We start from the raw sequence: 25,376 nt of genomic DNA, 5'->3' as shown, positions 1-25,376 counted from the left end.
AACCACGTCCGTGTGGCCTTCACCGCCACGGACGAGCGCGTTGCGGCGGCGGTCGCCCGCCTCAACGCCTGACCGTTCGTCCCGTCAAAGGGGCGGAGCCGCGCATGTGCGCGGCTCCGCCCCTTTGACGTGCCTTCTGTTCCGGCTGGTGCGAGGGCTCTGCGGCGAGAGCGAGTGCCGGGGCCGACCCGCTGGGTCAGCCTTGGAGGCGCTTCCGCAGCAGGCCGCGATCTCAGCGCGCGAGCATGCCCTCGCCTGGGTCGCTCCCGCTGCACCGACCGAGGCGGGCGTGGGGTTCCGCCCGTGAGCCTGCGTGTCTCGCTCCTGCGGCCTCTGGCGCGGCCCAAGGACGAGGGCTCAGCGCTGCCGCAGTGCACCCGCCGAGGGGATACTCGCCCGGTGCCCGGTGCCCGGTGCCCGGTGCCCGGTGCCCGGTGCCCGGTGCCCGGTGCCCGGTGCCCGGTGCCCGGTGCCCGGTGCCCGGTGCGCCAAGGCGGAGGCTGTGCTGATGCGGGCGGTTCCCCGCCTCCGCCGGGAGGTGCCCCAGCGGGGGTGGGACGGCCCGGCCCGATCGCCCCGGCAGCAACCGGGCCACACCTCAAGGGCGCGGGGAACCTGCCGCATCAGGTGGTCGCACGCGCGCATGTGGCCTGGCGGCCGCGCGTCGACACAGCCCCGCGCCGTTCAAGAGCGCGCTGTGCGCGTCAGAGCGGCAGGCCGTTGACCGGGAGACCGCCGAGGGGCAGGCCGCCGAGGCCCGGGAGCGCGCCGGTGGCGGAGCTGAGCACCTGCGGGGTGGCGGAGGAGGCCAGGTCCGGGAGGCCGCCCAGGCGCTCCATCGGAGCGCCGCTGCGGGTGGCGCCGCCACCCAGCGCGCCGCCCGCAGCGCTCAGGGGCAGGCTGTTGACGGGCAGGCTGCTGGCCAGCGGCAGCGAGCTGAGCGGGTTGGACGCGCCCGCAGGGGCGGCGGCGGGGGCCCCGGCCGGGGTGTCGCCGGCCATCGTGCCGGAGGCGGTGGACGAGGCGGGCAGGCTGCGGGCCACGCCCGCGTCGTGGGCGACGCCGACGACCTGCGAGGCGGTGCCGAGCAGCCCGGTGACGGACGAGCCCATCGAGCGGTCGCCACCGGGGACGGCCTGGCCCGCGGCGTGGCCCGCCGCGTCGGCGACGACGGGGACGCCGTCGCGGGCGGCCTCGCCGACACCCGTGCCGGCCAGCTCACCGGTCTGGTGCGCGGTGCTCTGCAGGGAGCCGCCGAGGTCGGGAGCGGAGTTCAGCTGGCTGAGCCCACCCAGGTCGGGCACCGACGGCAGCGCGGGGGCGGCCTGAGCCGTGCCCGCCGCGACCGCCGGGACCGCACCTGCCGCGACGACGAGCGCGGCCTGGACGATCCGGCGCGAGATGGGGAGAGACATGGTGCTCCTTGAGATGGGACGACAGAACCCGTCCGCCGGGCGGACGTGGTGATTACCGCCTCAGGAGCAAGAAGGTTGCGGCCACATCGGGTAAAGAGTTCGCCAAGCGCGGCGACCTTATGTCTGCTGATGTCGGGTATGTCGACCGCAGTCGGCGCAGGCGGGGAAAGGTTTCTCCGCCTGCCCGCCAGGTACGGACCCGAGCACTGCGAGAAAATTCGGCCGACTCGACCCGAATGGCCGCATTCGTCAACCCTGGGCAGCCCTGTTCACCCCTCGGGGAGCCCCGTTCGGCCGCGAGGCCCTAGGCGACGGTGATCCGCAGCCCGCTCGCCGCGTCCGACGAGCCGACCGAGCCCGCCGCGGCTGCGGCCTTCGGCGAGGCGGATCCGGTGGTGACCCAGCCCTTGTCGGAGTCGGTGCTGGTCCACTGTTTCCCGGCGTACTGGACCTGGGTGATGTGCAGCGTCTTGGCGTGCGCCACCGACCACTGCGCCACCGCCCAGCCGCGCTGCGACTGGTACGTGCTGCCGTGGATGGCGACCCCCAGCAGCTGCTCCGACGGCGCGGTCGCCGAGGCGGACCCCGCGGCGGAGTCCGAGCCCGCGCCCAGCCGGGTCGTGGAGACGACGCGGCCGAAGTCCTTCTTCAGCTCCGCTTCCAACGTCGTGGAACCGGTGCCCGAGGGGGACGTGCCGACGCCGTCGACCGTGCAGCTCATCGCCGAGGGGATCCGGCCGGTCAGTGCGCCCGAGAGGGTGGTCGCGTCCGCCTCGTGCTGGGCGTAAGCGTCAGGGAAGCCGCTGTGCTGGACGTCCTGCGCCGCCTCGGTGAGGGGGAGTTGGGCGTAGCCGGGGATCGCCACCAGCTTGTCCAGGAACTTGTTCGTCGCGTAGACCGGGTCGCTGATCTGCTCCGGGGTGCCCCAGCCCTGCGAGGGCCGCTGCTGGAAGAGGCCGATCGAGTCGCGGTCGCCGCCACCGAGGTTGGTCAGCCGGGACTCCTGCATCGCGGTCGCGATCGAGATCGTCACCGCGCGCTCGGGCAGGTTGCGCGAGGCCGCGACGGCGGCGATCGTGCTGGCGTTCTGCATCTGGTCGATGCTGAGCTGGACCACGCCGTCGGTGGTGTCGACCTCGCAGCCCTCGGAGAGCGGGCCGGGCAGGAGGTTGCCGTTGTTGCCGATCAGGTAGCCGATCACGACGGCCGCCACGACCACCAGGACGAGGACGGGCAGGCAGGCCAGCCAGCGCCTGCGTCGACGCGGCTCGGGAAAATCGTCGCCGTCGTCCATCATCTCGCTCAGACTCACCCGGCGTCCTTTCTCCGGCGGCGCTACGTTCTCGGGCGGCGCTGTTGTTCCGTGGCGCACCGCTCAGGTCGGCACAGTCGGTCAGGTCCGGCCGACTGGTCACCCTACCGACTGGGACGGTCCGCCTGGGACTACGGTTCGCCTGCGTACCTGTGAGCTGCGCCGCGCTCCAGCAGGAGCTGAGCGCATGGTGAGGAGAACCCACGTAGGCTGGATGTTCATGAGCCGTCCTGATGCCACCGAGTCCGCCGAGCAGTCCGCCGAGTCGACCGTCGTCCACGAGCTCGATCTGAGCATGACCGGTGGACAGTTGACCGCCCGCCTGGTCGACATCCCCTCCGTCAGCGGTTCGGAGCAGGTGATCGCCGACGCCGTCGAGGTGGCGCTGCGCAAGCTGCCGCACCTGACCGTGGAGCGGGACGGAAACGCCGTGATCGCGCGCACCAACCTCGGTCGCGCCGAGCGCGTCGTGCTGGCCGGGCACCTGGACACCGTGCCGATCGCCGACAACCTCCCCTCCTACATCGAGGGCGACCTGCTCTACGGCTGCGGCACCTCGGACATGAAGTCCGGCGTCGCCGTCCAGCTGCGCATCGCGGCCACCGTGCCCGAGCCGAACCGGGACATCACCTTCGTCTTCTACGACTGCGAGGAGGTCGAGGCGCGCCGCAACGGCCTCGGCCGACTGGCTCGCAACCACCCCGAGTGGCTCGCCGCCGACTTTGCGGTGCTGCTGGAGGGGACGAACGCGCAGGTCGAGGGCGGCTGCCAGGGCACCCTGCGGGCCGAGATCCGCACCAGTGGGCAGCGTGCGCACTCCGCCCGCGCCTGGCTCGGCGACAACGCGATCCACAAGGCCGCCCCCATTCTCGAGCGGCTGGCGGCTTACGAGGCCGAGCGCCCGGTCATCGACGGTCTGGAGTACCACGAGGGCCTGAACGCGGTCCGCATCGAGGGCGGCGTCGCCAACAACGTGATCCCGGACGAGTGTCTGGTCGTGGTGAACTTCCGCTACGCCCCGAACCGGTCCCCGGAGCAGGCCGAGGCGCACGTGCGCGAGGTCTTCGACGGCTTCGACGTCGTGGTCACCGACTTCGCCGCCGGTGCGCTGCCCGGCCTGTCCCAGCCGGCTGCCGCGGCGTTCGTCGACGCCACGTCGACCACCCCGACCGCCAAGTTCGGCTGGACCGACGTCGCCCGCTTCTCCGCGCTCGGCATCCCGGCTGTGAACTTCGGCCCCGGAGACCCGAACTACGCCCACAAGCGCGACGAGCACTGTTCGCTCTCGGCCATCGAGGAGACCGAGAAGCGGCTGCGGGCCTGGCTCCAGTCCTGAAACCCCGGTGACCCTCTGTGAACCCTGCACAGTCCTGAACGACGTGTGAACCCCGTACGCCTGCGTGAACCTCTGATGTCCGATGGCCGTGAGTGGTCCGGAAGTCGCCTCCCGTCATACCCCCGTTCGTCGATTGATCGTCGTACGCTGCGGAGGTATGACAGACGAGCGCAGCATCCAGCCCATGGGGCCCGGTAACGGGAGCAGCAACGGCAACGGGAACGGCACGGGGCTCGGCCACGAGGTTCGCCTGCGCGGCAAGGTGCGGATCAAGCACCGCGGCCCGGTGTTGCTCCGCGGCGAGCACGTGGACAACAGCACCACCGACCAGCGCCTGCTGGATTCGGCCGGCCCGTCCGACTGGCTGCACACCGACCCCTGGCGGGTCATGCGCATCCAGTCCGAATTCGTCGAGGGCTTCGGCGCCCTGGCCGAACTCGGTCCGGCGGTCAGCGTCTTCGGTTCGGCCCGCACGCCGGTGGACTCCGAGGAGTACGCGGCCGGCGTCCAGATCGGCCGGGCGCTCGCCGAGGCGGGCTACGCGGTGATCACCGGTGGCGGCCCGGGGGCGATGGAGTCGGCCAACCGCGGCGCCTTCGAGGCGGGCGGAACGTCCGTGGGGCTCGGCATCGAGCTGCCCTTCGAGCAGGGCCTCAACGACTACATCCACCTGGGCCTGAACTTCCGCTACTTCTTCGTGCGGAAGACCATGTTCGTAAAGTACAGCGAGGGCTTCATCGTGCTGCCCGGCGGCTTCGGCACCCTCGACGAGCTCTTCGAGGCCCTGACGCTGGTCCAGACGCACAAGGTCACCAAGTTCCCGGTGATCCTCTTCGGCACCTCGTACTGGTCCGGCCTGCTGGAGTGGGTCAGGAACACCCTGGTCGCCGAGGGCAAGGCCTCCCCGGGCGACCTGGAGCTGATCAGCTGCACCGACTCCGTCGAGGAGGCCATCAAGATCCTCGAGGTCAGCCGCACCAACGGTCACGCGCAGCCGGCCCACAGCCCGGAGTAGGCCGGCCCGCCTCCGGCGGAAAGGCCGGCGGGCCTTCGATCGGGTGCGCCTACGCGAGCCCGCGGCGGGCGACCGCGGGCGCGCGGGTGCCACGGATCGACGCCACCATGTCGAGCACCTGCCGCGTCTCGGCCACCTGGTGCACGCGGTAGATCTGCGCGCCCAGCCAGGCCGAGACCGCGGTCGTGGCGAGCGTGCCGAGCAGGCGCTCGCCCACCGGCTTGTCCAGCGTCTCGCCGACGAAGTCCTTGTTGGACAGCGAGACCAGCACCGGCCAGCCCGTCGCGGTCATCTCCGGGAGGCGTCGCGTCGCCTCCAGCGAGTGGCGGGTGTTCTTCCCGAAGTCGTGTCCCGGGTCGATGATGATCGACTCCCGGGGCACACCCAGCGCCAGGGCGCGCTCCGCCTCGCCGTGGACGGTCCGCTCCAGGATGTCCGCCATGACGTCGGCGTACTCGACGCGGTGCGGCCGTGTACGCGGTTCGGCGCCGCCCGCGTGTGTACAGACCAGTCCGACCTTGTGCTTCGCAGCCACCTCGGCGAGCTCGGGGTCGACGCCACCCCAGGCGTCGTTGAGCAGGTCCGCGCCCACTGCGCACACCGCCTCGCCCACCTCGTGGCGCCAGGTGTCCACGCTCAGCACGACATCCGGATGACGCTCGCGCAGGGCCGCGACGAAGGGGACGGTGCGACGCAGCTCCTCCTCGACCGTCACCTCCTCCCCGGGCCCTGCCTTCACGCCGCCGATGTCGAGGATCGCGGCCCCCTCGGCGACGGCGCGGTCGGCGGCCGCGAAGGCCGGCTCGTCGGCGAAGGTCGCGCCCTGGTCGAAGAAGGAGTCCGGCGTCCGGTTCACAATCGCCATGATGACCAGATCGTCCGGTCCGAAGGTTCGCCGACCGAGCTTGAGGGCCGTGCGGGCCATGCGTCCTCCCGGGCTGGTGCGCCATGATGGCTGTCGTTACGTTTGGGGCTCGTCCATGATCCCCCACCGGCAGCCTGGAGTGGGCCTGTGTTCTGGTTGATCCTCGTCCTGATGGTGCTGGTCGTCGGCGCGGCGGCGCTGGCCGCGCTGGGCGCGGGCGGCTCGCTTCCCGAGGCCGAGCGCGACCGTCTGGCCGCGCGCCTGCCGCAGGACCGTCCGCTGTCGCGCACGGACGTCGACGATCTGCGCTTTCCGATGTCGCTGCGCGGCTACCGGATGGACGAGGTCGACGACGCGCTGGACCGCATGGCCGCGGAGCTGAGCGAGCGCGAGCACCGCGTCCAGGAGCTGGAGACCGCGCTGGCCGCGGCCCTCGCCTCGCCCGGCGCGGCGGGCTCGGTCGCCGCCGAGCAGCGCTCGGCCTACCAGCCGACGCAGGTCAGGCCGCCCGCGAAGGCCCCGGCCGAGCCCTCCGTCGAGCCGACTGTCGAGCCCTCCGTCCAGCCCTTCGCCGAGCCCTCCGCGGAGTCTTCCGCCGAGCCCTCTGCGGAGTCTTCCGTCGAGCCTCCCGCCGAGGCCGACGAGGACGCGCCCCGGAAGGACGACGAGCGGTGAGCGAGGCCATCCGCGGTGAGGACGGCCTGCTGCGCTGCCCCTGGGGCCTGTCGACCCCCGACTACGTGGAGTACCACGACACGGAGTGGGGCAAGCCGGTCCACGGCGAGGCCGCGCTCTACGAGCGCCTCGCCCTGGAGGCGTTCCAGTCGGGCCTGTCCTGGATCACGATCCTCCGCCGCCGGGAGGGCTTCCGCCGGGCCTTCGACGGCTTCGACCCGGCCAGGGTGGCGGCCTACGACGAGGCCGACGTCACCCGTCTGCTCGCGGACGAGGGCATCATCCGCAACCGCGCGAAGATCGTCGCCACGATCGCCAACGCCCGCGCGCTGCTGGCCCTGGACGACACCAGCCTCGACGCGCTGATCTGGAGCTTCGCGCCGGACCCGGCGCCCTCCGCCCCCAAGGCCCTCGTCGACGTCCCGGCGGTGACGCCGGAGTCGACGGCGCTGGCGAAGGAACTCAAGCGCCGCGGCTTCCGCTTCGTCGGCCCGACGACCGCCTACGCGATGATGCAGGCCTGCGGCCTGGTCAACGACCACCTCGCCGACTGCTTCGCGCGCTGACCCCGTCGGCCCCGCTGACCGCGCCCGCGCGGCTCCGCCGCCCGGGCGCGAGCAACCACCCTCTGCGGATGGTCCTGCCGTGCGGATGGCTCTGCCGTGCGTATGGTCGTGCCGCGCGGATGGTCCTGTGTGTGCCGGACCATCCGCGCGTCGCCGGCTCGGCGGGCGGCGCGGTTCCCTGTGCCCTTGAGGCGGTGCGACCGGAACTCCTGGACCTAACGGCCCGTGAAGCGCGGGGCCTCCTTGGCGAGGAAGGCCTCGACGGCGATCTGGTGGTCCGCCGAGTCGCCTGCGAGGGTCTGGAGCTCCTCTTCCTTGGCGAGGGTCTCCACGAGCGTGTGGCCGGCGCCGTACGCCACCGCGGTCTTGATCGCGCCGTAGGCGACCGTCGGACCGTCCGCGAGCCTGCGAGCGAACGCGCTGGCCTCGTCCATCAACTCGGCACCGGGCAGAACGCGGTGCGCGAGACCGAGCGCCAACGCCTCATCGGCCTTGACGGTCTGAGGGAACATCAGCAGCTCGATCGCCTTCGACTGGCCCACCAGCCGTGGCAATGTCCACGACGCGCCGGAGTCGGTGCTCAGCGCCACGCCTGCGAAGGAGGTGTTGAAGCCGCCGTGAGCGGCGAGGAAGCGGAAGTCGCAGGCCCAGGCCAGTGCCGCGCCCGCGCCCGCGGCGACGCCGTTGATCGCGGCGACGACCGGCTTGTGCATCGTCGCCAGCGCCGTGACCAGCGGGTTGTAGTGCTCGCGGACGGTGGACAGCGCGGGGCCGCCGCCCTGACGCGCGGCGGCCAGGTTGCCCACGTGCTCCTTGAGGTCCTGGCCGACGCAGAACGCGCGCTCGCCCGCGCCCGTCAGCAGGACCGCACGGACCGCGGGGTTGTCCGCCGCGTCGGTCGCGGCGTCGCGCAGGGCCACCTTGGTCGCCGTGTCGAGGGCGTTCATCGCCTCGGGACGGTTGATGGTCAGGGTCGCCAGCCCGTCCTCGATCTCGTACAGAACGCTGTCGGACACGTCCGTCTCCTCACTTTTCGTCCAGCTCTGCCACCGGCTGGTGCCCCGGTCAGCATGCCGGATCCGGTACCCCGGGGAAGATGTGACGTAGCCCACTTTCCCGCATCTCCCGTGCGGAACGCGAGGGAGGCTCACCCGGTGGCAGCGGCCCGGTGGGGGAGGGGAACTGAGGTGCGGTCGGCGAGCGTGTTCGAGTGCGTCCGAGCGTGCACGGAGGAGGTCCCTGGGGCTGGCGAGATGCGTGACGTTGGTCATCGGACGGTTGAATGCGGGATACTGGTACTCCGATCAGTGCGTTCGAAACCGGCGGTGGACGGGCCGCCGGTTCCGGTGGAGCAGGTGCAGGAAGGGGAACGAGCATGGCGGCCATGAAGCCGCGGACGGGCGACGGCCCGCTTGAGGTGACCAAGGAGGGGCGGGGCATCGTCATGCGCGTTCCGCTTGAGGGCGGCGGACGTCTCGTCGTCGAGCTGACGCCCGACGAGGCCGAGGCGCTCGGTGACGCTCTCAAGAAGGTGTGTGGCTGAGGCCCACCCCCGCTCAGATCCTCCATCGAAGGCCCCTGTCCCCACCGCGGGAGAGGGGCCTTCGGCCTGCTCGCGGACGCGGCGCGGCAGCGGACCACCGGACGGGAACCCGGGACCGCCGGACGGGAACCGGGAGCGCCGGACGGGAAGCGGGCAGCGCCCGTCGGGAAGCGGGGGCCCGTCAGGGCCGGACGGCGGCCAGCAGGCCGTCCCCCACGGGCAGCAGTGCGGGTATCAGGTCGGGGTGCTCGCGCACCTGCCGCATCAGCTCCCGCACCGCCGCCGAACGGACCCCCAGCGCGCCCTCGAAGCAGACCGTTCCACCAGGTCGGAGTAGGCGCAACGATTCAGCAAGGTAGCCAGTGGTCTCGGCCGGATCGCCGTCGCAGAAGACGAGGTCGTACTGCCCGTCGGCCAGCCGCGGCAGCACCTCCAGGGCGGGCCCCGGAATCAGCCGGGCGCGGCTCGGCGCGAAGCCGGCCGCGGCGTAGGCCTCGCGGGCCTGCCGCTGCAGGCCCGGCTGGACGTCGACGGTGGTGAGGATGCCGTCCGGTCGCATCCCGCGCAGCAGGCAGATGCCCGACACGCCCGCGCCCGTTCCGATTTCCGCGACCGCCCGCGCCCCGGTCGCCGCGGCCAGCAGCCGCAGCGCGGCCCCGCTGCCGGGAGAGACCGGGCGGACCGACGAGAGCAGGGACAACTCGCGGGCGCGCTGGAGTACCGGGTCCTCGACGGCGTAGGCGTCGGCGAGGGCCGGGTCTGTTTGCCCGTAGCCGCTGATGCCTTCCTCCCGCGCTGCGCCGAGTTGTGTGCCGATCCACCGATCCGTGCTGACCAGTGTCGATTTCTGGCCACAGGTTAGTGGAGAGAGACGGAACCGGGATCAAGGCCCGGCCGTTGGAACGGGATGAGGGCCGGGTTCACACCCGGTCGTCGGCCCTCCCGGCGTCCCGGGTGTGTACGGAGCGCCGCAGGTGGGTCGTATGGTGATTGGCTTTTATCCGGTGCTAACGGGTGGTGCGGATATGGTGGTGGCCCTGCTAGGCAGAAGAGCCGATAGAGGAGGTGTGGCTGAGGGGGGTGCCCGTTCGCGCAGTCTTCGCGGCCCCGCACCGGCCCGTACGCCGAAGCCCGTGATGAGTGAGTCGCAGCCCGAGAACGCGCCCGTCGACGCGACGGAGTCGAACGGTCTCCCTGTCGCCCTGGAGGGCGTCGCCGAGGGACAGACCGCATCCTTCGACGAGCAGAGCGCCGCGACCTGGACCCCGCCCAGCTGGGAGGAGATCGTCCAGACGCACTCCGCCCGGGTGTACCGCCTGGCCTACCGCCTGACCGGCAACCAGCACGACGCCGAGGACCTCACCCAGGAGGTCTTCGTCCGGGTCTTCCGCTCGCTGTCCACGTACACGCCGGGCACCTTCGAGGGCTGGCTGCACCGGATCACGACCAACCTCTTCCTCGACATGGTCCGCCGCAAGCAGCGGATCCGCTTCGACGCGCTGGCCGAGGACGCCGCCGAGCGACTGCCCAGCCGTGAGCCGTCGCCGGCGCAGCAGTTCCACGACACCCACTTCGACGCCGACGTGCAGCACGCGCTCGACACGCTCGCGCCGGAGTTCCGGGCCGCCGTGGTGCTCTGCGACATCGAGGGCCTGTCCTACGAGGAGATCGCCGCGACGCTCGGCGTGAAGCTCGGCACCGTCCGCAGCCGCATCCACCGCGGCCGCGCGCACCTGCGCGCCGCCCTGCAGCACCGCGCCCCCGGCGCGGGCGGGGGCCGTGAGCGCCGTGCCGGTGTGGACGTCGAGGCCGAGGCCCAGTTGCTCGCCGCCGACGCCCTCGATCGGGGGCGGTCCTCGTGAGCGAGCAGCCCCGCCGAGTACCGCGGTCGGAGGTCGGCGAGCTGCGGGTGACCCAGGTCTCCGTCGCCGTCACGACCCCGCCGCCGCAGGAGCACCACCTCGGCGACCGGCTCGCCGCCTTCGTCGACGGCGAGCTCGACCACGGCGCGCGCGAGCGCGTCCAGGCCCACCTGGCGACCTGTTCCGACTGCCTGGCCGAGGCCGAGGAGGAGCGCCATGTGAAGGCGCGTCTGCGCGAGGTGCTGTCGCCGGAGCCCAGCAACGTCTTCCTGAACCGCCTGATGGCCATCTCCGCCGACGACGACGGCGACGGGCGCCCGCCCCAGGGCACGCCCTCGCGGGTCCGCTCCCTCTTCGGTGGTTCCGGCGCCCAGGGCCCGGGGCCGGGCTTCGGTATGGCCGGCGGCCTCGGCAACGGTGGTCTGCGCGGCAGCAGCTTCGGCAACGGGGCGCTCGGAGCGGACCGCCCGGTGCCCGGCGTCGACCCGCGGGCCCGGCGCGAGCGCGGCCGTGAGCCGCGCGGGGAGCGCCCGATAGCGGCCCGCCTGCGCACCGGAACGGACCCGTCGGGTTCGCTGATGTCCACCTCCGGCCAGGGCTCGGCCCGGGCCGAGCGTGCGGAGCGGACGGCCGTCGTCGGGGTCGCGCCGAGCGCTCCCGTCGCACCGCGCGGCAGGCGGCTGGTCTTCGCCGCGGCAGGCGCGTTCTCGGTCGCCGCAGTCACCCTGAGCAGCGCGCTCACCGGTGTCACGGCGACGTCGGAGGCGCCCCACGACATCGCCCCGCTGTCGGGTTCGAACAACTACGCGCCGGCCGCCAACTACGCCCCGTCCGACGGACAGCTCGCCTACAACGCCGCGCGTGTCGACGACGCCCGTGAGCAGCCCGCCGCCAACCAGCACGCGGCGCTCGCCCACCCTGGCACGCCACCGAACCTCTACCCGGCGGCCCAGCTGCGCTAGTCGGCGCGCTCGCCCGCCTCAGCCGGCCCCTCACTCGTTCCGATGACGGCCCGTACCGCGCTGCTCGCGGTGCGGGCCGACGCCTTCCGCGGCGACGTCGCAGGCCCGGGGCCAGGTGCGGCGGGCGCGTCGGTCTGTCGGTGAACTGTTCAGTCACCTGTTCGTTAACTGGGAACATTCACGTGGCCGTAGCCTCGATCGCCCCCGACCTGTTTCAATGCCAGGGCAGCAGGCGTGGAGGAGCGGTTCGGCATGGCAGCGGAACACCAGGTGGAGGAGCCGCAGGCGCCGCAGCGTGCCCGACGGCCCGCGCCCGCGTGGTGGAGCCACCCGGGCGGCTCGGCCGCGCAGCGCGGCGCGATCTTCGGCACCGCCGTGAGCGCGGAGGTCGGCATGTCCGACGGCGGTCGCGACGACGACCGGCCGGTCGGCGACCGGGTCCCGGCCCAGCGCGCCAACGACGGACCGTGGGGCGGCGACGAACCGGGGGGCCGTCGGTCGGGTCGGGCCGTGCCCGCGCTCACCTCGCCCAAGGGACTGCTGATCATCGCCTTCGTCGTGGTCTTCGCCAGTCTCATCGGCGGTGGCCTCGGGGTCGGCGTCGAGGGCGCGGCCGAGGGCGGCCGACTCACCCTGCACCAGGCGTCGAGCTCCGCCTCCAAGGACTCCAGCCGCACCGCCGCCGTGCTCGGCTCCGTGCTGCCGGGCGTGGTCTACCTGCAGGTCGACGCCGGTGGCCAGCGCACCACGGGCACCGGCGTCCTGCTGGACGCGAACGGCCACATCCTCACCAACAACCACGTGGTCGCACCGCAGGGCGCCCCCGGCACGATCACCGTCACCTTCAGCACCGGTCAGCACCACCCGGCCACCATCGTCGGCCGTGACGTCGGCAGTGACCTCGCGGTGCTGCGGGTCGCCGGCGTCTCCGGGCTCAACCCGGCCACCTTCGGCGACTCCGACAACGTCCAGGTCGGCGAGCCGGTGATGGCGATCGGCGCGCCCTACGGCCTGCGCGGCACGGTGACCTCGGGCATCGTCAGCGCCGTCGACCGCCCGATCGTGTCCGGCAGCCTCGACTCGCCCGCCGGCCACTCCTACCTCGACGCGCTGCAGACCGACGCGCCGATCAACCCCGGCAACTCGGGCGGTCCGCTGCTCGACGCCAGCGGCACCGTGATCGGGATCAACACGGTGATCCGCTCCTCCGACCCGGACAGCTCCGACCCCTACGGGAGCGACAGCACCAGCGGCAGCATCGGCCTCGGCTTCGCCATCCCGATCGACCAGGCCACCGCGGTCGCCGCGCAGCTGATCGGCGGGGGCCGGGCCACGCCGCCCGCCATCGGGGTGACCCTGGACCGCGGGTTCGACGGCGGGGCCAAGATCACCGATGTGCACGCGGCAGGCTCGAAGCTGCAGGTCGGCGACGTGGTCACGGCGGCCGACGGGGTCGCCGTCACCGATGCCGATGACCTGATCGCACTGATCCGCGGCCGCAGGGCGAACGGCACGACCCAGCTCACGGTGCTGCGGAACGGCGCAAGCCTGAAGATCGAGGCGAAGCTCACCTCCGCGCCCACCGATGCGACGTCCACCAAGGCCTGAGCGGACAGGCCTGAGCGGAGAGGGAGCGGCTGGACCCCGGCCGGACCGCCAGAAGGCGGATCCGTTCCCCTTTTCACACCGCTGGTTCACCGGTCACCGGGTACGACTGGCCCTCCGGGCGATTACGCTGGAGCAGTCCACACGTCAGCAGGGGAGCCCACCGCATGTTCTTCGACATAAGCCCACTCGAGATGGTGGTGCTCGTCGTCCTCGCCGTGGTCATCTTCGGCCCTGACAAGCTCCCCAAGCTGGTCCAGGACGCGATGGGCATCATCCGCAAGATCCGCGAGTTCTCCGACAGCGCCAAGGAGGACATCCGCAAGGAGCTGGGCCCGGAGTACCAGGACTTCGAGTTCCAGGACCTCAACCCGAAGACCTTCGTGCGCAAGCAGATGCAGCGGCACGGGGACGAGTTCGGGCTGAACGAGATCCAGGAGCTGAAGAACGGCTTCACCCGCGACGCGACCGACGCCGCCACCGCGGTGAAGTCGGTCCGCAGCGACCCGCTGGGCAAGGTCGCGCCGGAGGGCACGGCCGCGTCCGCCGCGTCCGCCTCCGCGCCGTCCGGCCCGTCCGGCGCGGCCGCTCCCGCCCCCTCCGACGAGCGGCCTCCGTACGACCTCGAGGCCACCTGACGGCGGCTCACGCGCGCGTTATCCCGTCCCTACACGGTCGTCCCCGCCCGCCCCGGTAATCTTCTGCCGGGGCGGACCAAGGAGGAGGCCGGTATGGACACCACGAGCGAGACCGTGGCGGAGCAGGAGCAGCAGCCGCACGCGGAGGCGAAGTCTGCCGGACCCGGCTTCTCGGGGGTGGACTTCCCCTGGTACGGCCTGGACGACGCCTGGACGGGCCGCCGTTGGTACGGCACGACGGGCACGTCGCCGGACGGCCGAACCGTCGACTACGGCTCCCTGGGACACGGCGACGAGCCCGTGCGGTCCTACCTCGCCCAGGACCCCGCCGAGGGCAAGCGCTTCGCCGTCGTGGTGACGGTGGCCCGACGCGAGGCCCGCCGCCTCGAGAACGGCACCGGCATGCTGGAGGCGACCTCGGTCTCCTCGGCCGCGTGGCTGGCCGGCTCCGGCCTGCTCGCCGCGACCGAGCACGCGCCCATGGAGCGCTCGCTGCGCCAGGACTGGCTCGACCAGCAGACGGCCCTCGCCTGGGACCTCGCCGACGACCTCGAGAGCCCCGCCTGGTCCTCCCTCACCCTCCCGGTCGACGGCACCCCGCAGCCGTTCCGCTACCGCGAGTCCGAATACGGCTGGGTCCTCGCCGGCGACGCCGAAGGCGCCCACATCGGCGCCTACGGTCGCGGCGTGAGCGCGTACGGCCTGGGCTTCACCGTGATCACGGACTTCGCCACCTACGGCGGATAGCCACCCCGAGGACCAGCCGCTTCGGCCGACCGGTGACGGACCACTCGGCCGGATTCCCTCCCCGTGTCAGGCATCGAGCCGGCTACAGCTCAACCACCGAAAGCGGGAACTCCCATTCGGGCAGCCACTGGACGCTTTGCTTCGGCGAAAGGGTGTGGGAAACCCGCTGCGGCAAGCTGAGGTCTGTCTCGTGCCACTCGACCCATTGGCGGCACCAGGTGGCAACCCGCCAGCCTCCGCAGCGCTGCACCAGGAAGAGCTGGTCCGCATCCACGGTGTTCCCCCAGATCAGCATGCCTCCCGGGGGCGGCAGCAACGGGTCCGGGATCCGCTTGTTGAGTGTGATCACATCCGCGAAGTCGTGGTGCGCGTCCAGGAATGCCCCGGGGCGTGGATCGCGAGCCTGCCGCGCCGCAATCCGTTCAAGGCCGCCGGGCTCAAGCGCTGGGAAATCGACAACGTGGCCCGCGTCAGCTTCGGCAAGGTCGCCGAGGGGAGACCGGCCAAAGCCCCACCAACGACCTGGCGTACGATTCCCGCCTCCGCGTTGCAAGGCCGAGGGGGTGCGCTTTGATCAAGGATGACCAGGGTGTGCCTGTCGACGTGGCGTTGCGCAGGTCCCGCACTCGCGGGGTCGTCCACGTCGGTTGCCTGCTTGCCCTGGAGTTCGGCCTGGCCCTGATAGTGAGACCTGACCCAGACCCGCCCGTGATGCTCCTGGTCTTGTCGATCGTCGCAGGGATCTTCACCGCAGGCTTTCCCGCACGGAACAAGGCCAAGGGGCCTGCGCGAGCCCACGGCCCTAACCGGATGCTGCTCACCGCCCGCACCTCGGCCGGCGAACGAACGCTTGACCTGAGGCAGATCAGCCGGGTCAGCAGCTTCCAGATCCCCAACAAGGGCACCGCCGCGACGGAAGTCCTGACAGTGAAGGACAGCCGAGGCATACGCCTAGGTCTGACCAGCCCGGACGAGTTCGCCATGGTCCGGAAGGCAGTGAAGAGCCAGGCCAGGAAGCCGGAACTCCCTTCGCCAAAGATCACCCGCCGAGCCCGACGCCTCCTAGACGCCGGAGAGCTGCCCTGGTGGTGGGGCACCTTGAGCACCCTTGGGACTCTTGTCTATGCCGTGAGTTTGGGGCTGATCTTCTTCGTGGTCGCTCTCGGGGTCGCCGAGACCTGAGCCCACCCCGGGCCGCCTGTGGGCCGTACGAGGTGAACCACGGGCACTCAAGAACGACAAACGCCGACCACGTCCCCGCAGCTCAGGGGAGTGATCGGCGTTTGCGTCGCAGGTCGGCGGACCGGCGGGTCAGAACTTGTTCTTCGGCGTGAGCCCCAGTGACAGGCCCGAGAGGCCGCGCTGGCGGCCGGCGAGCTTGGAGGCGATGGCGCGGAGCGCGGAGCCGGCGGGGGAGTCGGGGTCGGAGAGGACGACGGGCTTGCCCTCGTCGCCGCCCTGGCGGAGGCGGACGTCGATGGGGATGTGGCCGAGGACCGGGACCTTCGCGCCGGTGGCGCGGGTGAGGGCGTCGGCGACCGTCTGGCCGCCGCCGGTGCCGAAGACGTCGACCATCTCGCCGCAGTGCGGGCACGGCATGCCGGACATGTTCTCGATGACGCCGACGATCGTCTGGTGCGTCTGCAGCGCGATGGTGCCGGCGCGCTCGGCGACCTCCGCAGCGGCCTGCTGCGGGGTGGTGACCAGCAGGATCTCCGCGTTCGGGACCAGCTGGGCGACCGAGATCGCGATGTCGCCGGTGCCCGGCGGCAGGTCGAGCAGCAGGATGTCGAGGTCGCCCCAGTACACGTCGGCGAGGAACTGCTGCAGCGCGCGGTGCAGCATCGGGCCGCGCCAGACGACGGGTGCGTTGCCGGGGGTGAACATGCCGATCGAGATGACCTTCACGCCGTTCGCCGACGGCGGCATGATCATGTTCTCGACCTGGGTGGGCCGGCCCTCGGCGCCCAGCATGCGCGGGACGCTGTGGCCGTAGATGTCGGCGTCGACGACGGCGACCTTCAGGCCCTGGTCGGCGAGGGCGGCGGCGAGGTTGACCGTCACCGAAGACTTGCCGACGCCGCCCTTGCCGGACGCGACCGCGTACACGCGGGTCAGCGAACCGGGCTTGGCGAAGGGGATCTCCTTCTCGGCCTGGCCGCCGCGCAGCGTGTTCTGCAGCTCCTTGCGCTGCTCGGCGCTCATCACGTCCAGCTCGACCTCGACCGAGGAGATGCCGGGGACGGCGCTGACCGCGTCGCGGACGCGGGTGGTGATGGTGTCGCGCATCGGGCAGCCGGACACCGTCAGCCAGACGGCCACCGACGCCCGGCCCGCGGCGTCGACCGCCACCGATTTCACCATGCCGAGCTCGGTGATGGGCCGGTTGATCTCCGGGTCCTGCACCTTCGCCAGCGCGGCGCGCACGGACTCCTCGATGGGGGTCGCCTCAGTGTCGGTTGCCATAACGGAATGGTACGGCGGCCGGGGAGGCGCGCTGACCCGGCAGTAGCGTGCGGCAGGTCACATCAGGTCGGAGGCCGCGATCCGCGGGTCGTCGGGCCGGTGCCCGTCGCCGTCGCGGGAGTCCAGCTCCTTGAGCAGCTGTTGCAGCTCGCTGCGCAGGAAGTCGCGGGTGGCCACCTCGCCGAGGCCCTGCCGCAGGGCGGCCACCTCACGGGTGAGGAACTCCGTGTCCGCGACGGTGCGGCTGGCGCGGGCGCGGTCCTGCTCCATGTTGACCCGGTCGCGGTCGTCCTGCCGGTTCTGCGCCAGCAGGATCAGCGGCGCGGCGTAGGAGGCCTGCAGCGACAGGGCCAGGGTCAGGAAGATGAACGGGTACGTGTCGAAGCGCAGTCCCGAAGGCGCCAACACGTTCCATGCGACCCAGAGCAGGATGGCCATGGTCATCCAGACCAGGAACCGCCCGGTGCCCATGAACCTGGCGATGCGTTCCGACAGGCGCCCGAACGCGTCCGGGTCCGGCTGCGGCAGGGCCAGCCGGGAGGGGCGTTGCGGCTGGTCGAGCCGCAGGCGCTTCTGGCTCGGCTTCGGCTCGTGCTTGGGCTCGTGCTTCGGGTCGGGCCGGAACTCGTGCCTCTCCCGCTTGAGCTCGCGCAACAGTTCGCGCTTGAGGTCGCGCCTCGGTTCGCGCCGCGGTTCGCGCTTCGGCTTCTGCTCAGACGTGGGACCCATCGGAGGTCACCTCCTCGCCGTGTTCGATGCGGGGCGTGCCGCCGTGAAGCGCGGCTTCGCGCCAGTCCTCGGGCAGCAGGTGGTCGAGGACGTCGTCGACGGTGACGGCGCCCAGCAGATTGCCCGTCGAGTCGACCACCGGTGCGGCGACCATGTTGTACGTCGCCAGGAAGCTGGTGACGCTGGGCAGTTCGGTCGCGGGCGTGAGCGGATCGAGATCGCGGTCGACGAGGGAGCCGACCAGTGTGTACGGCGGTTCGCGCAGCAGCCGTTGGAAGTGGACCAGGCCGAGGTACTTGCCGGTCGGCGTCTCCAGCGGCGGACGGCAGACGTAGACGACGGAGGCCTGGGCGGGCTTCAGGTCCTCGTTGCGGATCAGCGCGAGCGCCTCGGCCACCGTGCCGTCCGGGGGCAGCACGATGGGCTCGGTCGTCATCAGACCGCCGGCCGTGTGCTCCGCGTAGGTGAGCAGGCGGCGCAGCGGGGCCGCCTCGTCCGGCTCCATCAGCTGGAGCAACTGCTCCGCCTCCTCGTCCGGCAGCTCGGAGAGCAGGTCGGCCGCGTCGTCCGGGTCCATCGCCTCCAGCACGTCGGCGGCGCGCTCCTGGTGCAGCCCGGCCAGGATCGCCACCTGGTCGTCCTCCGGCAGCTCCTCCATGACGTCGGCCAGACGCTCGTCGTCGAGGGCGGCGGCGACCTCGCCGCGGCGCTTGGGGGAGAGGTGGTGCAGCACGTTGGCCAGGTCGGCGGGGCGGAGTCGGTCGAAGGTGGCGAGCAGGTTGGCCGCGCCCTGGTCCTCCTCGCGCAGGGCGAAGCCGGTGACCGCCGACCACTCGACCGTCATCGCCTCGCCCTTGCGGCGCAGCCGGCCGCCCCGGCCCTTCTCGACGAAGACCTTGTCGATCTCCCAGTCGCGCCCCTTGGTGCGCACCATCGCGACGTCGAGCACGGTGACGGTCTCGCCCTCCTCCCCGTAGGGGCCGGTCTCGCGGAGGGTGACCCGGCGGTCGAGCAGCTCCGCCAGGCAGAGCGTCTCGGTGGAACGCTGCTCGAAGCGGCGCATGTTGATCACGCCAGTCATGATCACCTGCCCGGACTCCACGCTGGTGACCCGGTTCATGGGCAGGAAGACCCGTCGCTTTCCCGGCACCTCGACCACGAACCCGAGCACCCGCGGTGGACGTCCGCCGAGCCGCAGGGTCACGACCAGATCCCGGACGCGCCCGACGGAGTCGGCGTTCGGGTCGAAGACCGCCACCCCCGCCAGATGCGAGACGAAGACCCGTGAGGCGCCTGCGCTCACGCTCACGCGATACCTCCCTGACGCTGCTGACTCAGACCCTGAACCTGACCCTGGCCCGGTGCGACCGAGTCGCTGCCGATGGCCAGGCTACCTGCTATGAGAGGTGTGTCCCTTTTGTGCACCCTGCGATTGCGCCCTGTGGGTCCCAGGCCTCGCGGGGCCCAGAGCCGGGACCTGGCTCGGGGGCAGGGCGACGGCGTGAGCTGTCGGCCCCCCGCACGGTCGACCAGCCCGACTGAAGACAGAGCAGGCCGCTCGCCAGGGCAGGCCAGACGCCAGGGCGAACCAGGCGGCAGGGCGGGCCCGACGGCGGGCGGGGCGCCGGTGCGGTGATGCGGCGGTCAGGGCCGGCTGCGACGTCTGCGGCCGAGGACCAGCTTCGGAAGCGCGGCCGGGATCGCCCGACGGGTCGTCGCGGGCGTCGGCACCGGGGCCGCCGCATGCGCGGCGTCCGGCATCGCGCCAGGGTGCTCGACGCTGGTTCCGTGCGGTACAAGTCGCAGCACGCGGCTGTCTTCAGCCCAGCGTTCGTCGACGCCGCCGTGGTCCAGGGCGTTGAGCCGCTTGCCCTTCAGCTCGTCGACCGCCGCTCGCCACGCCTCCGACCGGGGGGCCAGCAGTTCCGTCCGTGCCCAGAAGGCGACCAGGCGGCCCCACTTGTCCCGGCTCCGCAGGGTGACGACGACGTCCATGCCCTCGCCGAGCCCCTCCAGCGGCTGTTCGCCCCCGTCGCCGACGACCACGACCGCGTCGTCCACCCAGGCGTGCCACAGGGCCCGGTCCCGGCCGCCGTCACGCCGTACCCACAGCAGGCCGGACTTCTTCGCGGCCTCCTCGATCAGCGCGCGGTCCAGCAGCTCGGCGCTCGGCTCAGCAGTCATGCCCACAGGGTATTGGTTCTCCTGTCGCCGTTCGGCTGGTGTCCGCCTTCCGTCGTCTGCCCTCCGTCGTCAGCCTTCGGCCGGCGCTGTCCAGGGCGTGGAACCCCGTAGAGGCGGAGGGTGTCAGTCACCTACCATCGAAACGCCCCTTACCGACCGTCGGCCAGTCAGCCCGTCGGTCCCCGCGTGGTCGTGCCGAGGAGTCGCCCGTGTCCAGCACCGCCGAGAGCGCCCCCTCGTCGGCGGCCGCTTCGCCGCAGCCGGGTGAGCCGGGCGGGGCACCGGCTCCGGGCGTGCACCCGGACCTGTCGGCGGTGCCGCGCATCGACTTCCTGCTTCTCGCGCTCGCCGTCGGGGGAGTGGCCCTGTCCGCGCCGCTGATCAGTGCCATCGCCGCGCCGGCCGTCGCCATCGCGTTCTGGCGCAACTGCATCGCCACCGGCGTCCTCGCGCCGATCGCGCTGCTCCGCCACCGCGGTGAGCTCCGCGCGATGACCAAGCGCACCGTCCGGCTCTCGCTGGCGGCGGGCGCGTTCCTCGCGCTGCACTTCGCCATGTGGCTGCCGAGCCTGCGGCTGACCTCCGTCGCGACCTCGACCGCGCTCTGCACGGCCACGCCGCTGTGGACCACGCTCTACCTGCGCCTGCGCGGACACCGCCCGCCGCGCGTGGTCTGGGTGGGCATCGGGCTCGCGTTCGCGGGCGTGGTGCTGCTGACCGGCTTCGACCTGACCATGTCCTCCCGCGCGGTTCTGGGCGATCTGCTCGCCCTCGGCGCCGGCATGGCCGCGTCCGGGTACTTCCTGCTCGGCAGCGAGGTACGGCGGACCGTCAGCACGACCGCCTACACCTTCGTCTGCTACGCGACCACGGGCCTGCTGCTGCTCGTCGCATGCCTGCTGTCCGGGCAGACGCTCACCGGCTACAGCCCCACCGCCTGGGGGCAGATCGCGTTGCTCACCGCGTCGGCGCAGTTCCTCGGGCACTCGCTCAGCAACCGCGTGGTGCGCACGCTCGGCCCGTCCTTCGTCTCCACCGCGATCCTGCTGGAGACGCCGGGGGCCGCGCTGATCGCCGCCGTCTGGCTCGGCCAGCTGCCTCCTGTGGCGGTCTATCCGGCCGTGGCGATGATCCTGGCGGGCCTGCTGCTGATCATCAGGGCCGGGCAGCGCTCCTGAACCGACCGGCTGGTGACGACGTAGGCTCTGCCTATGCCGCACGCCGCCGACTCACCGCACCCGTCCGACTCGCCCGACGCATCCGTGCCGGACGCCGTCCTGGCCGCTGTCGAGGCGCGCCTCATCAGCACCTTCGGTGAACCGGACGGTCGCGCCGCGATCACCTTCCTCGGCACCGACCGGATCGAGGTGCTGCGCTTCCCGCAGCCCGAGGGCCTGTACCGCTACGCCACTCTCGGCATGTCCGTCGCGCCGATGACCGACCCGACTGCGCTGGTCGCCGACCCGATCGCCGGCCCGCGCGCCGAGCTGGTGGTCACCGTCCGCGGCGGCCAGGACGGGCTGCTGCGCCCGCTGGCCACCCTCGCGGCCGCACCGCAGGTGGAGGGGCTGGTCGTGGCGCCTGGCGCGTCGCTGGACCTGGGCGATCCGCTCTGGCCCGGCGCGCCGTTCACGTCCTTCCTGGTCGCCGAACCGGGCGGCCTGGTCGAGGACTTGGAGCTCCCCGAGCCGGCCGAGCCGGTCCGCTTCCTGCCGCTGCTGCCGATGACCCCGAACGAGGCCGCCCACAAGCGCGTGCACGGCGCAGCCGAACTCCAGGAGCGCTGGCTGCGCCACGGCACGGACCTGCGCGACCAACAGCGCAAGTCCGTGCCGCTCGCCGACGCGTGACGCCGGTTCAGAACTGGGGCTGGCCCGTCGGGGCACCGCCCTGCGCGGGGATCTGCGCCTGCGGCAGTGCGGAGAGGAGCTGGTCGAGCTCGTCACGCCAGTAGCGGTGGATGTTCAGGCGGGTCGGCTTGGCGCCCGGGGTCATCTCGACGTACATCGAGCTCCACACCGTCGCCCGGTTGATCCGGCTGACCGGGAACGCCTGACGCGGGAAGGCCGCGACGACCTCGCCGGGACGGTTGGTCCACCGGCTCGCGGAGTTCACCACGATCGAGGTGTTGGTGAGCGTCAGGAAGTAGAACCGGCGCGTGAACGCGACGATCATGCCGACCAGCGGGATCTCATCGAAGATCGCGTTCAGCCACGGGCTCGGCCCGGTCTCCACGTGCACGCACGCCATGAAGGTCTCCCCGGGCGGAGCGACCTGCGAGAGCTTCTCGATGACCTGCTGCTTCTGCTTTGCACGGCGAATCGCCACGTACCCACCCCGAGAGAAGAAAAAGAGGGACGGGCGCGTATCCCCGGCGCCCGTCGAGAGACGCCAGAGGCTAGCAGGTTTTCCAGCCATCCGGTCGAGGGGATTTCGGACAGGTTCCAGAGCCTGACCGCGGGTCCCTGCGGGGTGAGGGAGAGGGGCCGGCTCGTGGCTCAGCCGGTGATCGGCTTCGCGCCGGTCGCGAGGCCCACGAGCGCCTCGTAGACGGCCGGGTCCGTGGTGTTCGCGCCGAGACTGACGGTCTTTCGGCTGCCGTGGTAGTCCGAGGAGCCCGTGGCCAGCAGGCCCAACTCGGCCGCGAGTCCGCGCAGACGGACACGCGTCTCCTCGTCGTGGTCCATGTGGTCGATCTCCAGCCCTGCCAGGCCCGCCGCGGCCAGGTCGGCGATCGTCGCCTCGGAGACCGTGCGCCCCCGCTTGGACGCCCCGGGGTGCGCGAACACCGCCACCCCGCCCGCCCCGCGCACCAGGGCGATGGCCTCGGCCGGATCGGTCTCCCGCTTGGGCACGTCCGCGCGCCCGCCGTTGGCGAGCCAGTCCTTGGTGAAGGCCGCGTCGACGTCCGCCACGACGCCCGCCTCGACCAGCGCCGAGGCGATGTGCGGCCGTCCCACCGCCCCTCGGCCCGCGATCCGCTCGACCTGCTCCCAGGCGATCGGCGCGCCGAGCGCACGGCACCGCTCGACGATGGCCTGCGCCCGCCGTACGCGGTCCGTCCGCACCAGCTCGCGCTCCCGCGCGAACGCCGGCTCCTCCGGGTCGAACAGGTAGGCCAGCATGTGCATCGAGATGCCCTCGACCCGGCAGGACAGCTCGGCGCCCGGCACCAGCGTCAACGTCGTCCCAGGCAGCGCGTCCGCGGCCTCGGCCCAGCCCGTGGTGGTGTCGTGGTCGGTCAGCGCCACGACGTCCAGGCCCGCGGCGACCGCGTTCCGCACGAGCTCGGCAGGGGAGTCGGTCCCGTCGGAGGCGTTGCTGTGTGCGTGGAGATCGATGCGCATGCCGTCCAGGGTAGGGGAGCGCCGCAACCCTCCGGCGGTCCTGTCCGCAGGCTGTCCGCGGCGCTCGCGCCCGCTACCCGCTCCCGCCCGCAGCCGCTACTTGAGGATCCGGGGGGACAGCGCCCCGCAGGGCAGGAGTTCCAGCTCCGCCCCCGCGTCGCGGAGATCCGTGAGCACGAGCTCGTCGTACATGAGCAGACCGGAGCGCTCCGGCCAGACCACCGCCCAGAGCCACAGGCCGCGGGCCTCGCCGACGAAGACCGCGCGGTCGTCCGGGGCGTCCGGGACGTGCCACAGCGCCGTGGGGCGCCCCGCCGCGAGGACCTTCGCGTGCGGGGCGCGGTTCACCGCGATCGCGTCGCCCGGATCGGGCCCGGGCAGCCCGGCGTAGCGCGCACCGAGCCCCACGCCGAGCTCCTCGGCGATCAGCAGCAGCTCTCCCGGCCCGCCCAGAGGACCGGGGCCGGAGCAGGCGACCGCCGTCGCCCGTGTTCCCGAAACATCGTCACCAGCGTGTGCGATACCCGTGAAGAGCCAGCCCACCGGAAGCGGCCACGGCAGCCAGACCGGCACCTCGGCCCTGGCCACGGCGACGCCCAGCGCCTCGACGCTGGGCGGGACGATCGGCTGCAGGGGATAGACCGTCCCGTGCCTGTCGCACTGCCACGTGTCGGTGAACAACCCCGGGGCGCGGACTCGGCCCCCGCACCTAGGGCAACTGGGCTCGCCCCTCATAGAGGAACACGGTCCTCTCTCCCGCCCGGTCCGTCAAGGACGATCACCCGCGCGGGGGACGCCACTTTCGTGGGGACGGACCGGGCCGCGGGAGCGGTCAGACAGAGGCGCTCCGGAGCGGTCGTATGTAGACACGGTCGCCCGTCGCCGCGGCGTGCTCGACGATCGACCGGACCGCCTCGGCCTCGGCGATCTCGCTGTCGCCGACCGCCGTTCCGTTCTCGTCCAGGCGGAAGATCTCGAAGCGCATGGACCTCTCCCCTCTGCTGTCTGGTTCCAGTGTGGGCCTCGCCTGCTGCACCGCGGTTAGCGTGCCGTTAAAGCTGCGTATCGCCGCAGGCCATCGTTCTGATGGAAAGTCAGGTGGTGGCGTTGGTCCAGAAGGCGGACAGCGAGACCGCCGTTCCGGCGGGTCGCTCCGCGTTCGGCGAGTGCCCGGCGCCCGGCACGACGATGTGCTCGGCGGAGAGCCGCAGCGCCATCTGCGCCTGCAGCTCCACCGGCCAGGCGTAGTCCGTCTCCCCGGAGAGAACCAGCTTCGGCAGCGCGGTCTTCGCGAGCTCGTCCACCCGGTCCGGCTCGGAGATCAGCTGCCGCGCCATCGCGGCCAGCGCGCCCGGGACGTTCGCCAGCCAGCGCCGGTGCATGAAGTCCGCGATCTCCGGCTCCAGCCGGGCCCGCGCACCGCTCGCCTCGTCCATCTCCTGCATCGCCTGCCAGATCTCCTCCAACGTCATCGCAGGAAGCGCGGCCAGCAGCAGCTTCGCCCGCTCGCTCTCGCCATGCCCGACGGCGGCCGGGCCCGTGCTCAGCAGCGTGAGCGAGGCCCACGGCAACGGCGTTCCCGTCGCCCGCAGCGCGGCGTCCCTTGCGACGTACCCGGCGAAGGAGTGCGCGACCAGGTGCAGCGGCCGCCCGGCCGCGCGCTCGCGCAGCTCCGCGGTGACCGCGAGCAGGTCCAGACTGAACTCCTCCAGCGCGTACGCCTCGACGTCGTCCGGTCCGCCCGTCTCGTACTGCCCCCGCTGGTCGACGGCGACCACCTCGAAGCCGTCCTCGGCCAGGGGCTCAAGCAGCGCGATGAAGTCCTCCTTGCTGCCGGTGAACCCGGGCACGAGCAGCGCGAAAGCCGTCGCCGGCCGCCCCTCGGGCACGGCGTGCAGCGCGGCGAACTCGCCCCGCGCGGTGCGCAGGCGGACGCTCCGCACGCAGGCGGGCAAGGTGAGGAAGGGCGGCGTGCTCATAGGGCGGAACCTCCAGGGTGGTGCGGCATGCGGAGTCGAGCCTAGCCAGGGGAGATGTCCGTGAGGTGTCGTTGCGCGCTCCCGGGGCGTGGCCGATCCACCACATGCGAACGGCGCGGCGGGGACCCCT

Annotated in this window: 28 protein-coding genes; 13 read left to right on the top strand and 15 right to left on the bottom strand. The window is 72.2% G+C overall.

The window, feature by feature from the left end; genetic code table 11:
* Positions 1-704 precede the first annotated feature (704 nt).
* Positions 705-1,415, bottom strand: coding sequence for a hypothetical protein (locus tag TR49_RS02020; protein WP_042376511.1), 711 nt, complete (start codon positions 1,413-1,415; stop codon positions 705-707).
* A gap of 304 nt (positions 1,416-1,719) precedes the next feature.
* Positions 1,720-2,727, bottom strand: a complete 1,008-nt coding sequence (locus TR49_RS02015) for a VldE C-terminal domain-containing protein (RefSeq protein ID WP_052433913.1) — start codon at positions 2,725-2,727, stop codon at positions 1,720-1,722.
* Positions 2,728-3,022: 295 nt separating this feature from the next.
* Between TR49_RS02015 and dapE the strand changes: the two genes are divergently transcribed.
* Positions 3,023-4,063: a succinyl-diaminopimelate desuccinylase gene (gene dapE / locus TR49_RS02010; RefSeq protein WP_042376994.1), complete on the top strand. Its 1,041-nt coding sequence runs from the start codon at positions 3,023-3,025 to the stop codon at positions 4,061-4,063.
* A gap of 157 nt (positions 4,064-4,220) precedes the next feature.
* The gene (locus TR49_RS02005) at positions 4,221-5,078 is read left to right on the top strand and encodes an LOG family protein (protein ID WP_439654066.1); all 858 of its coding nucleotides are present in this window, start codon (positions 4,221-4,223) and stop codon (positions 5,076-5,078) included.
* 49 nt (positions 5,079-5,127) lie between these two features.
* Here TR49_RS02005 and folP read toward each other — a convergent pair whose 3' ends face one another.
* Entirely contained in the window at positions 5,128-6,003 is an 876-nt protein-coding gene (gene folP, locus TR49_RS02000) for a dihydropteroate synthase (protein WP_042376509.1), read from the bottom strand.
* Positions 6,004-6,090: 87 nt separating this feature from the next.
* Between folP and TR49_RS44805 the strand changes: the two genes are divergently transcribed.
* The gene (locus tag TR49_RS44805; RefSeq protein ID WP_063770003.1) at positions 6,091-6,618 is read left to right on the top strand and encodes a DivIVA domain-containing protein; all 528 of its coding nucleotides are present in this window, start codon (positions 6,091-6,093) and stop codon (positions 6,616-6,618) included.
* The gene (locus tag TR49_RS01990) at positions 6,615-7,184 is read left to right on the top strand and encodes a DNA-3-methyladenine glycosylase I (protein WP_042376507.1); all 570 of its coding nucleotides are present in this window, start codon (positions 6,615-6,617) and stop codon (positions 7,182-7,184) included. Before TR49_RS44805 ends, TR49_RS01990 begins: the two co-directional genes overlap by 4 nt.
* 215 nt (positions 7,185-7,399) lie before the next feature.
* Here TR49_RS01990 and TR49_RS01985 read toward each other — a convergent pair whose 3' ends face one another.
* Entirely contained in the window at positions 7,400-8,200 is an 801-nt protein-coding gene (locus TR49_RS01985; RefSeq protein WP_042376506.1) for an enoyl-CoA hydratase-related protein, read from the bottom strand.
* Positions 8,201-8,559: 359 nt separating this feature from the next.
* Between TR49_RS01985 and TR49_RS41010 the strand changes: the two genes are divergently transcribed.
* Entirely contained in the window at positions 8,560-8,727 is a 168-nt protein-coding gene (locus TR49_RS41010; protein ID WP_075003713.1) for a DUF3117 domain-containing protein, read from the top strand.
* 181 nt (positions 8,728-8,908) lie between these two features.
* Here the strand turns inward: TR49_RS41010 and TR49_RS01980 are convergent, their stop codons facing one another.
* Positions 8,909-9,544: an O-methyltransferase gene (locus TR49_RS01980; RefSeq protein ID WP_042376504.1), complete on the bottom strand. Its 636-nt coding sequence runs from the start codon at positions 9,542-9,544 to the stop codon at positions 8,909-8,911.
* A 208-nt stretch (positions 9,545-9,752) separates the two neighbouring features.
* On the opposite strand from TR49_RS01980, the gene sigE reads away from it, so the two are divergent.
* The 5 genes from sigE (at position 9,753) to TR49_RS01955 (ending at position 14,541) form a co-directional block, all read left to right on the top strand.
* Positions 9,753-10,589, top strand: coding sequence for an RNA polymerase sigma factor SigE (gene sigE / locus TR49_RS01975; RefSeq protein WP_236653182.1), 837 nt, complete (start codon positions 9,753-9,755; stop codon positions 10,587-10,589).
* Positions 10,586-11,551, top strand: a complete 966-nt coding sequence (locus TR49_RS45135; RefSeq protein WP_052433911.1) for a zf-HC2 domain-containing protein — start codon at positions 10,586-10,588, stop codon at positions 11,549-11,551. The genes sigE and TR49_RS45135 overlap by 4 nt, the downstream gene beginning before the upstream one ends.
* A 252-nt stretch (positions 11,552-11,803) precedes the next feature.
* The gene (locus tag TR49_RS01965) at positions 11,804-13,159 is read left to right on the top strand and encodes a S1C family serine protease (RefSeq protein WP_052433910.1); all 1,356 of its coding nucleotides are present in this window, start codon (positions 11,804-11,806) and stop codon (positions 13,157-13,159) included.
* Positions 13,160-13,323: 164 nt separating this feature from the next.
* The gene (locus TR49_RS01960) at positions 13,324-13,794 is read left to right on the top strand and encodes a sec-independent translocase (protein WP_042376501.1); all 471 of its coding nucleotides are present in this window, start codon (positions 13,324-13,326) and stop codon (positions 13,792-13,794) included.
* 93 nt (positions 13,795-13,887) lie between these two features.
* Complete coding sequence (locus TR49_RS01955; protein ID WP_042376500.1) at positions 13,888-14,541, top strand: hypothetical protein; 654 nt, start codon at positions 13,888-13,890, stop codon at positions 14,539-14,541.
* 82 nt (positions 14,542-14,623) lie between these two features.
* On the opposite strand, the gene TR49_RS01950 is transcribed toward TR49_RS01955, so the two are convergent.
* Complete coding sequence (locus TR49_RS01950; protein WP_042376497.1) at positions 14,624-14,890, bottom strand: hypothetical protein; 267 nt, start codon at positions 14,888-14,890, stop codon at positions 14,624-14,626.
* A 221-nt stretch (positions 14,891-15,111) separates the two neighbouring features.
* Here TR49_RS01950 and TR49_RS01945 point away from each other — a divergent pair, with 221 nt between their 5' ends.
* Positions 15,112-15,723, top strand: a complete 612-nt coding sequence (locus TR49_RS01945) for a hypothetical protein (protein ID WP_152627018.1) — start codon at positions 15,112-15,114, stop codon at positions 15,721-15,723.
* Positions 15,724-15,852: 129 nt separating this feature from the next.
* On the opposite strand, the gene TR49_RS01940 is transcribed toward TR49_RS01945, so the two are convergent.
* The 4 genes from TR49_RS01940 to TR49_RS01925 form a co-directional block, all read right to left on the bottom strand.
* On the bottom strand, positions 15,853-17,007 hold the full coding sequence (locus tag TR49_RS01940; RefSeq protein ID WP_042376493.1) for an Mrp/NBP35 family ATP-binding protein: 1,155 nt from the start codon (positions 17,005-17,007) through the stop codon (positions 15,853-15,855).
* Positions 17,008-17,064: 57 nt separating this feature from the next.
* Positions 17,065-17,736, bottom strand: a complete 672-nt coding sequence (locus TR49_RS01935; protein ID WP_042376491.1) for a DUF1003 domain-containing protein — start codon at positions 17,734-17,736, stop codon at positions 17,065-17,067.
* Positions 17,720-19,039: a magnesium transporter MgtE N-terminal domain-containing protein gene (locus TR49_RS01930; protein WP_042376986.1), complete on the bottom strand. Its 1,320-nt coding sequence runs from the start codon at positions 19,037-19,039 to the stop codon at positions 17,720-17,722. The genes TR49_RS01935 and TR49_RS01930 overlap by 17 nt, the downstream gene beginning before the upstream one ends.
* A gap of 341 nt (positions 19,040-19,380) precedes the next feature.
* Positions 19,381-19,920 (bottom strand): hypothetical protein, encoded by a 540-nt coding sequence (locus tag TR49_RS01925; RefSeq protein ID WP_042376985.1) that lies wholly within the window; start codon positions 19,918-19,920, stop codon positions 19,381-19,383.
* A gap of 209 nt (positions 19,921-20,129) precedes the next feature.
* On the opposite strand from TR49_RS01925, the gene TR49_RS01920 reads away from it, so the two are divergent.
* Positions 20,130-21,098 (top strand): DMT family transporter, encoded by a 969-nt coding sequence (locus TR49_RS01920; RefSeq protein ID WP_439654065.1) that lies wholly within the window; start codon positions 20,130-20,132, stop codon positions 21,096-21,098.
* Positions 21,099-21,131: 33 nt separating this feature from the next.
* The gene (locus TR49_RS01915; RefSeq protein ID WP_439654064.1) at positions 21,132-21,770 is read left to right on the top strand and encodes a suppressor of fused domain protein; all 639 of its coding nucleotides are present in this window, start codon (positions 21,132-21,134) and stop codon (positions 21,768-21,770) included.
* Positions 21,771-21,777: 7 nt separating this feature from the next.
* Here TR49_RS01915 and TR49_RS01910 read toward each other — a convergent pair whose 3' ends face one another.
* The 5 genes from TR49_RS01910 to TR49_RS01895 form a co-directional block, all read right to left on the bottom strand.
* Positions 21,778-22,248 (bottom strand): hypothetical protein, encoded by a 471-nt coding sequence (locus TR49_RS01910; protein ID WP_042376489.1) that lies wholly within the window; start codon positions 22,246-22,248, stop codon positions 21,778-21,780.
* 170 nt (positions 22,249-22,418) lie between these two features.
* The gene (locus TR49_RS01905) at positions 22,419-23,267 is read right to left on the bottom strand and encodes a PHP domain-containing protein (RefSeq protein ID WP_042376487.1); all 849 of its coding nucleotides are present in this window, start codon (positions 23,265-23,267) and stop codon (positions 22,419-22,421) included.
* Positions 23,268-23,363: 96 nt separating this feature from the next.
* The gene (locus TR49_RS01900; protein WP_042376485.1) at positions 23,364-24,002 is read right to left on the bottom strand and encodes a DUF6758 family protein; all 639 of its coding nucleotides are present in this window, start codon (positions 24,000-24,002) and stop codon (positions 23,364-23,366) included.
* Positions 24,003-24,099: 97 nt separating this feature from the next.
* Positions 24,100-24,252 carry a DUF8834 family protein gene (locus tag TR49_RS44430; RefSeq protein ID WP_169789969.1) on the bottom strand — a complete coding sequence of 51 codons (153 nt, stop codon included), beginning with the start codon at positions 24,250-24,252 and terminating at the stop codon, positions 24,100-24,102.
* Positions 24,253-24,361: 109 nt separating this feature from the next.
* Positions 24,362-25,246, bottom strand: coding sequence for an alpha/beta fold hydrolase (locus TR49_RS01895; RefSeq protein ID WP_042376483.1), 885 nt, complete (start codon positions 25,244-25,246; stop codon positions 24,362-24,364).
* Positions 25,247-25,376: the final 130 nt, after the last annotated feature.

Source organism: Streptacidiphilus melanogenes (assembly GCF_000787835.1).
In the GTDB taxonomy this organism is placed as follows: Bacteria; Actinomycetota; Actinomycetes; order Streptomycetales; family Streptomycetaceae; genus Streptacidiphilus; species Streptacidiphilus melanogenes.
This window is presented reverse-complemented; position numbering and strand designations above follow the sequence as displayed.